12 protein-coding genes are annotated in these 12,134 nt (G+C 34.6%); 6 read left to right on the forward strand and 6 right to left on the reverse strand.

Annotated features, from left to right (window positions below; translation table 11 throughout):
- Positions 1-16: 16 nt before the first annotated feature.
- Complete coding sequence (locus ACP5O9_RS02540; protein ID WP_353686996.1) at positions 17-949, reverse strand: ABC transporter ATP-binding protein; 933 nt, start codon at positions 947-949, stop codon at positions 17-19.
- Positions 950-1,189, reverse strand: a complete 240-nt coding sequence (locus tag ACP5O9_RS02545; protein WP_353686995.1) for a DUF3553 domain-containing protein — start codon at positions 1,187-1,189, stop codon at positions 950-952.
- Positions 1,190-1,241: 52 nt separating this feature from the next.
- Between ACP5O9_RS02545 and waaF the strand changes: the two genes are divergently transcribed.
- From waaF to ACP5O9_RS02575, 6 genes are all read left to right on the forward strand, one after another.
- A complete protein-coding gene (waaF, locus tag ACP5O9_RS02550; protein WP_353686994.1) occupies positions 1,242-2,678 on the forward strand; it encodes a lipopolysaccharide heptosyltransferase II in 1,437 nt (478 codons plus the stop codon).
- Entirely contained in the window at positions 2,671-3,669 is a 999-nt protein-coding gene (gene waaC, locus ACP5O9_RS02555) for a lipopolysaccharide heptosyltransferase I (protein ID WP_353686993.1), read from the forward strand. The genes waaF and waaC overlap by 8 nt, the downstream gene beginning before the upstream one ends.
- A 19-nt stretch (positions 3,670-3,688) precedes the next feature.
- Positions 3,689-4,324, forward strand: a complete 636-nt coding sequence (locus tag ACP5O9_RS02560; protein WP_428723384.1) for a phosphoribosylanthranilate isomerase — start codon at positions 3,689-3,691, stop codon at positions 4,322-4,324.
- 11 nt (positions 4,325-4,335) lie between these two features.
- Positions 4,336-6,126: a thioredoxin domain-containing protein gene (locus ACP5O9_RS02565; RefSeq protein ID WP_428723383.1), complete on the forward strand. Its 1,791-nt coding sequence runs from the start codon at positions 4,336-4,338 to the stop codon at positions 6,124-6,126.
- Positions 6,127-6,167: 41 nt separating this feature from the next.
- Positions 6,168-6,416, forward strand: a complete 249-nt coding sequence (locus tag ACP5O9_RS02570) for a thioredoxin family protein (protein WP_353686991.1) — start codon at positions 6,168-6,170, stop codon at positions 6,414-6,416.
- Between the two features lie 63 nt (positions 6,417-6,479).
- Complete coding sequence (locus ACP5O9_RS02575) at positions 6,480-7,394, forward strand: sulfite exporter TauE/SafE family protein (RefSeq protein WP_353686990.1); 915 nt, start codon at positions 6,480-6,482, stop codon at positions 7,392-7,394.
- Here the strand turns inward: ACP5O9_RS02575 and ACP5O9_RS02580 are convergent.
- From ACP5O9_RS02580 to ACP5O9_RS02595, 4 genes are read right to left on the reverse strand one after another with little or no spacing between them, the layout of a single operon-like run.
- On the reverse strand, positions 7,391-7,966 hold the full coding sequence (locus ACP5O9_RS02580) for a ComF family protein (protein WP_424904621.1): 576 nt from the start codon (positions 7,964-7,966) through the stop codon (positions 7,391-7,393). The two genes, ACP5O9_RS02575 and ACP5O9_RS02580, sit on opposite strands and share 4 nt — an antisense overlap.
- A gap of 49 nt (positions 7,967-8,015) precedes the next feature.
- Positions 8,016-9,293, reverse strand: coding sequence for an adenylosuccinate synthase (locus ACP5O9_RS02585; protein WP_353686988.1), 1,278 nt, complete (start codon positions 9,291-9,293; stop codon positions 8,016-8,018).
- Between the two features lie 17 nt (positions 9,294-9,310).
- Entirely contained in the window at positions 9,311-10,900 is a 1,590-nt protein-coding gene (serA, locus tag ACP5O9_RS02590) for a phosphoglycerate dehydrogenase (protein WP_424904622.1), read from the reverse strand.
- A complete protein-coding gene (locus tag ACP5O9_RS02595) occupies positions 10,897-12,051 on the reverse strand; it encodes a pyridoxal-phosphate-dependent aminotransferase family protein (RefSeq protein ID WP_353686986.1) in 1,155 nt (384 codons plus the stop codon). The genes serA and ACP5O9_RS02595 overlap by 4 nt, the downstream gene beginning before the upstream one ends.
- Positions 12,052-12,134 lie beyond the last annotated feature (83 nt).

A 12,134-nucleotide genomic window follows, 5' to 3' on the forward strand; every position in this document is an offset into this window, starting at 1 on the left:
TTTTATTAAGATCCTGTTAATATAGTAAACATCTGATTTTTCTGCCTCGGATAGTTTTAAGTTCGGGAATATTATTTTCACAGATAGACATTTTGTAGTCGCATCTATTGAAGAATCTGCAACCCTTTAAATTCCATGAGAGTTTCTCTTCAGTTGATATTCTTGGTGTTTTTTTTCTATTTCTTCTATGAAAACCTGGAATACTATTTATAAGAACCTGTGTATAAGGATGAAGTGGATTTTTAAATATTTCTCCTGTCTGCCCCTCTTCAACGATTCTTCCAAGATGCATTACTGCTACATAGTGACTTATGGTTCTCACAATGTTTAAATCATGAGTAATGAATAAAATTCCCATTTTCCTGCTTTCTTTTATTCTTGTCAATAACTGTAAAAGAGAAGCCTGCAGAGAAATATCAAGAGCAGAAAGTGGTTCATCAGCTATCAAAATTTCTGGATTCAGTATTAATGCCCTTGCAATGGCTACTCTCTGTCTTTGACCACCACTTAGTTGATGGGGATATCTGTCAAGTATTGTTTCATCAAGTCCCATTTCTTTGATAATTTCAATAATTTTTAATTTTGCCTCCTCTGCAGAAAATTGACCATGTATTTTTAATGGTTCTTCCACAATACTCTGAATTTTCATTCGTGGATTCAAAGATGCATACGGGTCCTGAAATACTATACTTACTGATTTTCTGAAAATCACTGAATCATCTTTTTTCATCTGCCATATATTGTGTCCTTTGAAAAGGATATGTCCACTATCTGGTTTTATCAACTTAATTAAAAGTCTTGCCACTGTAGATTTTCCAGAACCACTCTCCCCAACAAGAGCAAAAATTTCATCTCTATTAATTTCAATGTTTAGGTTTTCCACTGCTGGAATTTTTAAGGTTTCAATTTTGAAAGTTTTATTTAAGTCAATTGTTTTTAAAAATCCCAATTATGTCTCCCAGATACTAAACTCTTCAATTAATCTAATTCCAGTATAATAGCAGCACATTTCATGGTCAAAATTGTTAATAAAGCATCTTTCAATACCATCTTCAAAGATAATTCTGACAAGGCATAGTCCACCGGGCAGATGTGAGTTTTTTTCTTCAATGACCTCTCCTATACCCCAGCAAGCATAATTTAGATGCCTTACTTTATCGCCTATTTTTAAATAAGTTCGTGCACGCATTTTTTAATTATACCATTTGCAATACAGGTGCAAATAGCTTTAAAATACATGCATGGACAATGTTTTAATCCGTGCTGTTAACTGGCTCGGTGATGCTGTAATGAGTCTGCCTGCTATAAGAGGAATTCGGAAGCTTCATTCAGATTCAAATATCTCAATTCTCGTAAAGGAAAAACTTGCTGACTTATTTAAATGGGAAAGTTCCATTAATGAGGTAATTATTTATAAAACCAGAATTACAGATAAAATAAAGATAATCAAGGAATTAAGAAAAAAGAAATTCAAGAGAGCCTATCTTCTTCAAAATGCCTTTGACGCTGCTTTAATAAGCTTTCTTTCAGGAATTCCTGAAAGAGTTGGATGGAACAGAGACATGAGAGGACTGCTTCTTACCCATCCTGTTCCGTATCATGGAGAGGACAGAAAAATCCACCACATTGATTATTTTTTTGAGATTCCTAAAAGATTTAATCCTTCTCTTTCTCCTGATTATCCATGGATAAATCCTCCAATTGAAGAAAGATTAAAAGCAAGAGAGAAATTAAAAGGACTTAAAAGACCTGTTCTTGCAGTTGCTCCCGGTGCAAAATATGGAGATACTAAAAAATGGGAAACTCACAAATTTATTGAAATAGTTGAAAGATTTACTGAAAAGGGCTCTGTTGTTATTTTTGGAAACTCTGCGGAGGGCTTAAAAATTGAAAATTCCAGTGTTTATGACTTTACAGGGAAAACCTCTCTAAGTGAATTAATATGTCTTCTTTCAGAATGTGATCTCTTGCTTTGCAATGACTCTGGAATAATGCATCTTGGTTATGCAACAGGAGTTCCTCTTGTTGCCATATTTGGCTCTACCTCGCCAGAGCTTACAGGACCACCAAAATTTGCAGGAAAAGTTATAAGAAGTAATATGAGCTGTAGTCCTTGTTTTAAAAACAGATGCGATGACATAAAATGCATGAAATCCATTGATGTTGAAGAAGTATGGAATGTTCTTTTAGAACTTTTTCCCTCTAATCGTGCAGTATTTTTTGATAGAGATGGAACACTATGTAAAGATGCAAATTACTTAAGAAGATGGGAAAATTTTGAGCTTTTTCCCGAGATTGAAAGCCTCAGAGAATTGAAGGATGCTGGATTTCTTCTCATTGGAGTTACAAATCAGTCTGGCATCAGAAGGGGTATTGTTGAAGAGGAGTTTGTAAAAGAAGTTAATAAATTTTTTATTGAAAAATACGGATTTGATGATTTTCTTTACTGCCCACATCATCCTGAGGACGGATGTTTTTGCAGAAAACCAAATCCTGGAATGCCTTTAATAGCCCGTTACAAGTACAATATTGATTTTAAAAACTCCTATGTTGTGGGAGACAAACAGATAGATATTGAGCTTGCCAGATCAATTGGTGCAAGAGGTATTCTTATTGGAAAAGATGCTAAGAATTTGAAAGAAGCAGTGGAGATTATAAAAAGGGATATGAATGCTTGAAAGAGTAAAAAAACTTCTTCTTGTTAAACCAAGTTCTCTTGGAGATATTGTTCACAGTTTAGCTTTTTTAAATGCAGTAAAAGAAAACTTTCCAGATATTAAAATTCACTGGATTGTCTCAAAGGAATTTGAAGAGCTTTTAACTGAACATCCCTTGATTGACAAAGTTATTACAGTGGATAAAAACAGATGGAAGGACATAAAAAACATTGCTCTGACTGTCAAGGAGTTTCAAAGTTTGAGAGAAAAGTTGAAAAATGAAAAATATGATATTACAGTGGATCTTCAGGGGCTTTTTAGAAGTGGATTTATTACATGGTTGAGTGCTTCTCCAGTAAGAGCAGGATTTAAGGAAGCAAGGGAGTTTAGCTCCTGTTTTTACAACAAAAAAATCTCTGTTTCAGTAGACACACATGCTGTTTTGCGTTATCTTGAGGTTGCAAAAGCATTTGGGTGCAAAATCAATTCCGTAAAGTTCCCTCTTCCTCAGGAAAAAGAACCAGACTGGCTCAGTGAATTTAATGATTTTGTTGTAATAATTCCATCAACGAGATGGCAGTCAAAAAACTGGCCCCTACCCTATTTCATTGAGATTATAAAGATGTTACCTTACAATTTTTTAATTATTGGTTCAAAGTCTGATGAGGCAGAGGCTTTCAAAATTGAACAATATACAAAAGGTAAGGCAAGGTCAGTAGCAGGTAAAACAACTCTCAAAGAATTAATTGCCGCATTTAAAAAATCTCTCTTTGTTATAACCCCTGATACTGGAACCATGCATCTTGCAGTTGCCTGTGGTAAAAAAGTAGTTGCCCTATTCGGTCCCACATCTCCTCAAAGAACAGGACCATTTGGACAAGGTCATTTGATAGTAAAGTCAGAGCTGCCATGCAGCCCATGCTTTAGAAGACATTGCAGGGATCAAAAATGTATGAGAGAAATCACACCTCAGGTGGTATATAATAGAGTAGTTGAATGGATGGCAACATGAAGTATCAAAAAGGTATGAGATGGTTAGAGTTAAAATTTGTGGAATAACAAATCTTGAAGATGCTTTGTGGGCAGCAGAATGTGGAGCTGATGCCATAGGTTTTATTTTCTATAAAAAAAGTCCACGATATATAGAACCTCAGAAAGCAAAAGAGATAATAAAGTCTCTTCCTCCTTTTGTAAACTTTGTTGGTGTTTTTGTAAACGAAGATTTTGAAAAAATTAAAGAAATCATGGCCTTTACCGGAATTGATACAGTTCAGCTTCATGGAGATGAGCCTCCTCAAGTTTGCAATAATTTCCAGAGGGTTATTAAGGCATTTAGAATTAATGAAACTGGAAATCTACCAGATGGTAAATCTTTAAAAGAAGTATTGAATGATTACAATGTATCAGCCTTTCTTCTTGACAGTTTCAGTAAAGATGAATATGGTGGAACAGGAAAAACATTTAATTGGGAATGTGTCAAAGTAGCGAAACAGTTTGGCAGGGTTATACTTTCAGGTGGATTGAATGTATTCAATGTGGAAGAGGCAATAAAAAAAACATCTCCCTACGGAGTTGATGTAAGCAGTGGGGTGGAGCTTTACAAAGGCAAAAAAGACCCTGAGCTTGTAAAAAAATTTATTGAAAAAGCAAAATCTAAAAAAAATTAAAGGAGAAAAAGATGATTGAATGGTTACCTTATGAAGAAAATTCATTTAAAAAGGCAGAAATTGAAGACAAACCAATTTTTCTTCACATTACTGCAAAATGGTGTAATTACTGTAAAAAAATGAAAGAAGAATGCCTTGATGATTATGAAATCGCAGAAATTATAAATAAAAACTTTATTCCTGTTCATATTGACAGAGATGAAAGACCTGATCTGGATCTATTTTATCAAAAGGCTTCATACATTATTGGACAGGGAAGTGGCTGGCCTCTTAATCTTTTTTTAACTCCCGAGGGTAAGCCTTTTTCTGGTGTGAACTATAACATTAATGAAGGAAAAAATCATTTTAAAACAATGATAGAAAAAGTTATTGATCTTTATAAAGTGAACAAAGAAAAAATTTTGCAGCGTTCTCAAACAATTGTTGATGCAGTTAAGCCAACAATGGTTATGCCTTCTGAAATTAGGCAGGAACTTCTTCAAAATCCTGAGGAAGAGATAGTAAAAGAAATTGATTTTGAATTTGGCGGGTTTAAAAAGACTCCTAAATTCCCGATTTATGCTCATATTGATTTGCTTTTGTGGAGATACTGGATAAGACCAAAACCATGGATTAAATCTGCAATTGAAACAACCCTAAAAAGCATGGTTTCTGGAGGAATTTATGACCACCTTGAGGGAGGATTTCATAGATATGCCACTGACAGAGCATGGTTAATGCCACATTTTGAAAAACTCGCCATAGATAATGCATGGCACATAATAAATTATCTTGATGCATACAATATCTTAAAGGATCCCTTTTACATGGACATAGCTATTGAAATAGTTAATTACCTGAAAAACAATCTCTTTTCTCCGGAAGGCTATTTTTATTCAAGCCAATTTGCCGATCCTTTTTACTACACATGGCAGGAGCAAGAACTCAGAGAAATTTCTGACATGACAATTACACTTGTAGAGGGAAAGGCAATGATTGGTGAGAGATTTGTTCTCATTGGCAGAGATAGGGAATTGATTAAACAGTTAAAGGAGAGTTTCATTTTAAAAAGAAAACATAGGCAGTCTCCAGAAACAGATAAATCAATTTATTGTTTTGTAAATGGAGTTTGTGCCGAGGCATTTATTAAAGCATGGAGAATTATTAAAGATAAAAACCTGCTTAATATGGCTCTATCAGCCATTGATAATACTCTAAGAGCTTTATTTGATGAAAACACTCTTTACAGAACCAAAAAGATACATGCTTTGCTTGATGACTACGCCTATATAACTTCAGCGCTAATTTCAGCATATGAGGTAACTTCAGAAGATGAGTATTTAAATAAGGCAACTATCATAACAGAAATGGCAATAAATAAGCTCTGGGATGAAGAATATGGTGGATTCTATGACTCTGAAGAGTCAATTTTTTCCATCAGACATAAGAGTATTCATGACACGCCCTACCCTTCAGCAAATTCAATAATGATAATTAATCTTCTGAAATTGCATGCAATTAAGAGAAATGAAAAATATTTTGATCTTGCAAACATGTCTTTAAAAGCCTTTTCAAATTTAGCTTCCCCATATCTTTCGCCTTACTATATTAAAGCATTGCTCAGTTATTTTGACTTGCTAACATTGAATTTTTATACTACTGTAGAGTCTAATATTGGAAAAGCAACAATTCATCAGATAACACCTTTTACAGTTATTGCTCATAGACAAAAGGACGGCAACTACATAATCCCCTCAGTTGGCTCAAAGTATTTTGATCAAATCTATGAGCCAGAAGAGTTAGCAAAATTTTTGAAATTGTGAAAAATATATTATAAATAAAAAAATTCTTATAGGATGGGATTATGGATATTAAAATTCTTGGTCCTGGTTGTGCTAACTGCTATAAGGTTGAAGAAACAGTGAAAAAAGTTGTATCCCAACTTGGTATTCAGGCAGAAATGAGTCATATCAAGGATATGAAGGAGATTTTTAAATATACACAAGTCATGCCTGGCTTACTTGTTAATGGAAAACTTAAACATGCAGGATTTCCACTTCCATCAGAAGATAAAATAAGAAATATCTTGATTGAAGAGCTCAGTTCAAAATAATTTTATACGAAAATAAAAAAAATTTAATTTGTTTTGTGTGAGGAAATCGAATAAAATTGAGATATGTTAGATTTCCTCACATATACATTTCCCATATCTGGAGTTACAACCAATGTTCTTATTCCGCCGCTCGTTGCTTTTATTGTCTCTTTTTTTACATCAATGGGAGGAGTATCAGGTGCTTTTCTTCTTCTGCCTTTTCAAGTAAGTGTTCTTCAATATAGTTCTCCAGGGGTAAGTGGAACAAACTTTATTTTTAATGTTGTTGCCATTCCTTCTGGGGTTTATAGATATCATAAAGAAAAGAGAATTCCATGGCCTCTTGCATGGGTTGTTATGATAGGAACTGTTCCTGGAATTATAATTGGTTATTACATAAGAATAAAAATCCTTCCAGACCCTAAGTCTTTTAAATTTTTCGTAGGTCTTGTATTATTTTATATTGGTGTAAGACTTTTTCTTGATGCCTTTAAAAAGAAAAAAGCAGAAACACAGAAAAAGTTTGACCAGAAGCTTACCAAAGAAGCTACTGTTAAAACAATCTCTTTCAGTTTAAAAAGAACTGAATACGAATTTTGGGGTGAGAGATTTTCATTCAGCACAATCTGGGTATTTATTGTCGCCTTTGTTATTGGAGTAATAGGTGGAGCCTATGGAATCGGTGGTGGAGCAATCATGTCACCTTTTTTGGTAACATTTTTTAAGCTTCCTGTTCACAGTATAGCAGGTGCATGTCTTATGGGTACTGCCACAGCTTCTGTTTTTGGGGTTCTTTATTATGCAATTCTTCCTTCACCTGCAGGACTTCAGACAAGTCCTGACTGGTTACTTGGTTTACTTTTTGGTATTGGTGGTGCTTTTGGTATATATCTTGGAGCAAGAATGCAAAAACATGTTCCTCAGAAATATATAAAGCTTATTTTAAGCATCTTGATAGTTTATATTGCCTTAAGATACATTATTCAGTTTTTCTATTAAGCTCGTGCCAGGGTTATAGCGTGAACTTCTTTCGCTCCTGCTTTTTTAAGCTCCTTTGCACATTCCATTAAAGTAGCTCCAGTTGTAACCACATCATCAATAAGTCCTATTTTTAAGCCTTTAACCAAGGTTATTACCTGATAAGCCATTTTTACATTGTTCAATCTATCTTTAGCATCAAGAGAGGCTTGGTCAAGGGTATTTTTGATTTTAACAAGAATTGATAAGGATAAAGGGATTTTCCATGCCTTCGCACATTCCTTTGCAAGGATTGCTGATTGATTGAACTGTCTTTGTCGGAGTTTGTTTATATGCAAAGGCACAGGAATTAAAATTTCAACATCTGGTGCTGTAATTGAGCTAAGAAGTCTGCCAAGTTGTTTGCCAATTCTTTTTATTCCTCCATATTTAAAACAATGTATAGCCTCTTTGAGAACTCCTTCATATGCTCCAAAAGAATTTAAAGAATCAACATATTTCCAGAAATCGCTGTGAAACTTTCCTGTTGTGATTTTGTGTAAACTGAAACCCTCAATTTTCCTCCAGCAACACTCACAAAAGGGCGAATACATCCAGTATGATTTTTTATTGCAAATTGGGCAGTGCTCGAAAAAAACTAAATCATAAAGGAGACTCCTTAACGATAATCTCATCTCTTTTTTGTCCTGTAGAAATAATCTGAATTTTAATCTTTAATGAATCCTCTATGAGTTGGAGATATTTTTTAGCATTATCAGGTAAGTTTTCATAATTTTTGATACCTCTTGTGCTTTCTTTCCAGCCTGGAAGTTCTTCATACACAGGAGTGCAATTTTCAAGGATTTCAAGCTCTTTCGGAAACTCCTCCAAAATCCTGCTGCCGTATTTATATCCAACGCATATTTTCAATTTATCAATTCCATCAAGAATGTCAAGCTTTGTTATTACTAAACCTGTAAATCCGTTTACTCTTACAGAATGCCGTAATCCCACAAGGTCAAGCCATCCGCATCTGCGAGGTCTTCCAGTAGTTGCTCCATATTCTCCACCCTTTTGCCTGATGTATTCACCAAGTTCATCTTTTATCTCTGTAGGAAAAGGTCCACCACCTACCCTGGTAGTATAAGCCTTTACAACTCCTATAATGCTGTTAATTTTTATGGGACTTACTCCAGCTCCTGTGCAGGCACCTCCAGCTACTGTATTTGAAGAAGTAACATAGGGATATGTTCCATGGTCAATGTCAAGAAGACTGCCCTGAGCACCTTCAAATAGGACATTTTTACCACTGTCAATTGCTTCATTTATAAGGATATCTGTGTCAGCAATATATTTTTTCAGTTTATCTCCATAATTCATATATTGATTGAATATATCTTCTGCATTCAATGACTCAGCATTGTATAAATTTTTAAGTAAAAAATTTATAACTTCAAGATTTGCCTGAATTTTGTTTTTGAGGATTTCAGGATAAAGCAAATCAATCATTCTAACACCGTTTCGAGCAATCTTATCAGTATAACAAGGCCCTATGCCTTTTTTTGTTGTTCCAATTTTTTTCTTTTTTTCAGATTGCTCTTCTATGGCAATGTGATAGGGCATTATGAGATGACAGTGCTTTGCAATGTATAGATTGTTGTCAATTTCTATTCCTTTATTTTTAAGAGTTTCTATTTCTTTTAATAAACCTCCCGGGTCCAAAACCACTCCATTTCCTATAATGCATTTCTTATTTTTATGAAGAATACCAGATGGAATCAAATGAAGTATATACTTTTCATCTCCTACAACAACTGTATGTCCTGCATTACATCCTCCCTGAAATCTCACAACATAATCGCACTTTTCTGTTAAAAAATCAACTATTTTACCTTTTCCTTCATCTCCCCATTGTGCTCCTATGATAACAACTGTTGGCATTTTCTTTCTCCTGTTATTTAATGAGTAGAAATATAAACTGGTTTTACTTCCAGAATATTTGGAAGTTTCTTTATTCTATCAATTATTTCCTCTGTCAATGGAGCATCAATACTTATAACAGAAAAAGCTATGCCTCCTGCTTCCTTCCTTCCAAAATGCATGTGCCCAATATTGATATTGTTCTGTCCAAGCAGAGTTCCGATATTGCCAATAACACCGGGACGGTCCCAGTTTCTCATAAATATCATGTTGCCTTCGGGAATGATCTCCATGGAAATATCATTAATTTGAACAATTCTTGGGTCTTTTCTACTTAAAAGTGTTCCAGCAATAACTGCTTTGTCATCTTTTCCAATTAGAATTATTCGGACAAGACTCTGATAATCACCTGCTTCTTTTCCTTTTATTTCTTTAACTTCTATACCTCTTTCTTTTGCAATAAATGAAGCATTAACATAGTTTACAGGCTCTCCAAGTATGGGATCTAAAATTCCTTTTAGTGCTGCAGCAGTCAATGCCTGCGTGTTAAGATCAGAAATTTCACCAAGATATTCAATCTGAACCTGTTTGATGCTTTTAGTAAAAATCTGAGAAACAAAACTTCCCATTCTTTCAAGCAATACAAGATAGGGTCTGATAAGTGGGACCTGATCAAAGGGAATTGATGGGAAATTAACAGCATTACGGATAGTTCCATTAATTAAATAATCTACTACCTGTTCTGCTATTGCAACTGCAACATTTTCCTGAGCTTCTACTGTAGATGCCCCAAGATGAGGAGTACAGATTACTCGGTCATCTGCTATTAGAGGATAGCCTTCTTCAGGAGGTTCTTTTTCAAAAACATCCAAAGCAGCGCCGGCAACTTTTCCTGACTGAATTGCCTCATAAAGGTCCTTTTCATTTACTATACCGCCACGAGCACAGTTAATTATATAAACTCCATTTTTCATTTTCGCAATCGTATCTTTATTTATTAAATACTTGGTTTCAGCAGTCAAAGGAGTATGAATTGTAATAAAGTCTGATTCAGTAAAGAGTCTATCAAGGTCAGTCTTTATAATTCCAAGTTCTTCAGCTTTTTCATCACTTAAAAAAGGATCGTAGGCTAAAACATTCATACCCATACATTGCATTCTTTTTGCAACTTCTGAACCAATTCTACCAAGTCCGATTATTCCGAGAGTTTTATTGTAAAGTTCAACTCCCATGAATTTTTTCTTTTCCCATTTTCCTGCTTTCATTGAAGCTGTTGCTTGAGGAATTCTTCTTGCTAAAGAAAAAAGCATTGCAATTGTGTGTTCTGCAGTAGTTATAGTATTTCCTCCAGGAGTGTTCATTACAACAATTCCCTTCTTTGTTGCAGCAACTTTATCCACATTGTCTACACCTGTTCCTGCTCTACCTATAACTTTAAGCTTATCTGCAGCTTCAATGATTTCAGCAGTCACCTTTGTAGCGCTTCTTATAATCAAAGCATCATACTCTCCAATTATTGCTTTAAGTTCTTCTGATTTCAATCCTGTTTTTACATCAACTTGAAGTCCTGCTTTTTTTAAAATTTCGACTCCTTTTGGAGAAATGCTGTCACTGACAAGAACTTTCACTTAATCTCCTCCTTTGAAAAAATTTCTTCTGCCTTTGCAACACCTTTACCAAAAGTAACAGGGTATCCAAGCTCTTTAAGTGTCATTTCAAGTGCTGAAATTCCAACAATTACATCAAATTTATCAGCATATCCAAGATGGGCAATTCTGAATATCTTACCTTTAAGTTTATCCTGTCCACCAGCTGCTGTAACACCATGTTTTTCTCTTAAAGTTTTGTAAATCATCTGTCCATCAATTCCTTCAGGTGCTTCAATTGCTGTAACAGCATTGCTTGGTGTGCCTTTTGGAAACAAATTGAGTCCTATTTCTTTTGCTGCTTCTCTTGTAGCATGAGACAGTAGAGAGTGCCTTCGGAATATGTTTTCAAGTCCTTCTTTTTGCATGAGTTTCAAAGCTTCATTAAGCCCGACAATAAGAGATACAGCTGAAGTAAAGTTTGTTTGATTTTTTGCAAGGTTTTCTCTTTCTTTTTTAAGATTAAAATAAAATCTTGGCATTTTTGATTTTTCATTTCTTTTCCAAGCCTTTTCACTTACACTTATAAATGCAAGCCCTGGTGGAAGCATAAATCCTTTCTGAGAACCACTTACCATTACATCAATTCCCCATTCATCAGTTTTTATGTCATGGGCAACAAGTGCGGAAATGGCGTCAACAATAAATAATGTGTCATCATAATTTTTTACTATCTTTCCAACTGCCTCAACATCATGATACACACCTGTGGAAGTCTCACTTGCCTGAATAAAAATGCCTTTAATATCTGGATGTTTCTTTAATTCTTCATCAACTCTATTAACATCAACTGAATATCCCCATTCAACTGCAATTTCATGAACAGTTAAACCATAAGCCTGAGCAATTTTTACCCATCTTTCACCAAATTTACCACCATTTATTACAAGAACTTTTTCACCGGGTGAAAAAAAGTTGTTTACTGCAGCAACCATTCCACCTGTGCCAGTAGAGCAAAGTATTAAAACATCATTTTTAGTCTGATAAATCCATTGAAGGCCCTTTTTGGCTGAATCCAGAATTGGTAAAAAATCAGGACTGCGATGATGAATTATGGGCATTGCCATACTAAGAAGTACTTCCGGCGGGACTGGAGTTGGTCCTGGTGCAAGCAGATATTTTTTCAAAAGCATCTCTTCCTCCTTTTATCTACATAATTTAGATAATAAAATATATTACCATAACTTGAGCTTTTTGAAATACCTTTTCTGAAACT

The organism is Thermodesulfovibrio sp., from assembly GCF_049969575.1.
Classification (GTDB): domain Bacteria; phylum Nitrospirota; class Thermodesulfovibrionia; order Thermodesulfovibrionales; family Thermodesulfovibrionaceae; genus Thermodesulfovibrio; species Thermodesulfovibrio obliviosus.

Excerpts from the sequence above, each read along its gene's own strand:
- ACP5O9_RS02545 (WP_353686995.1), bottom strand. The coding sequence starts at position 1,189 with ATGCGTGCACGAACTTATTTAAAAATAGGCGATAAAGTAAGGCATCTA.
- waaF (WP_353686994.1), top strand. The coding sequence starts at position 1,242 with ATGGACAATGTTTTAATCCGTGCTGTTAACTGGCTCGGTGATGCTGTA.
- waaC (WP_353686993.1), top strand. The coding sequence starts at position 2,671 with ATGCTTGAAAGAGTAAAAAAACTTCTTCTTGTTAAACCAAGTTCTCTT.
- ACP5O9_RS02560 (WP_428723384.1), top strand. The coding sequence starts at position 3,689 with ATGGTTAGAGTTAAAATTTGTGGAATAACAAATCTTGAAGATGCTTTG.
- ACP5O9_RS02565 (WP_428723383.1), top strand. The coding sequence starts at position 4,336 with ATGATTGAATGGTTACCTTATGAAGAAAATTCATTTAAAAAGGCAGAA.
- ACP5O9_RS02570 (WP_353686991.1), top strand. The coding sequence starts at position 6,168 with ATGGATATTAAAATTCTTGGTCCTGGTTGTGCTAACTGCTATAAGGTT.
- ACP5O9_RS02575 (WP_353686990.1), top strand. The coding sequence starts at position 6,480 with ATGTTAGATTTCCTCACATATACATTTCCCATATCTGGAGTTACAACC.
- ACP5O9_RS02580 (WP_424904621.1), bottom strand. The coding sequence starts at position 7,966 with ATGTATTCGCCCTTTTGTGAGTGTTGCTGGAGGAAAATTGAGGGTTTC.
- ACP5O9_RS02585 (WP_353686988.1), bottom strand. The coding sequence starts at position 9,293 with ATGCCAACAGTTGTTATCATAGGAGCACAATGGGGAGATGAAGGAAAA.
- ACP5O9_RS02595 (WP_353686986.1), bottom strand. The coding sequence starts at position 12,051 with ATGCTTTTGAAAAAATATCTGCTTGCACCAGGACCAACTCCAGTCCCG.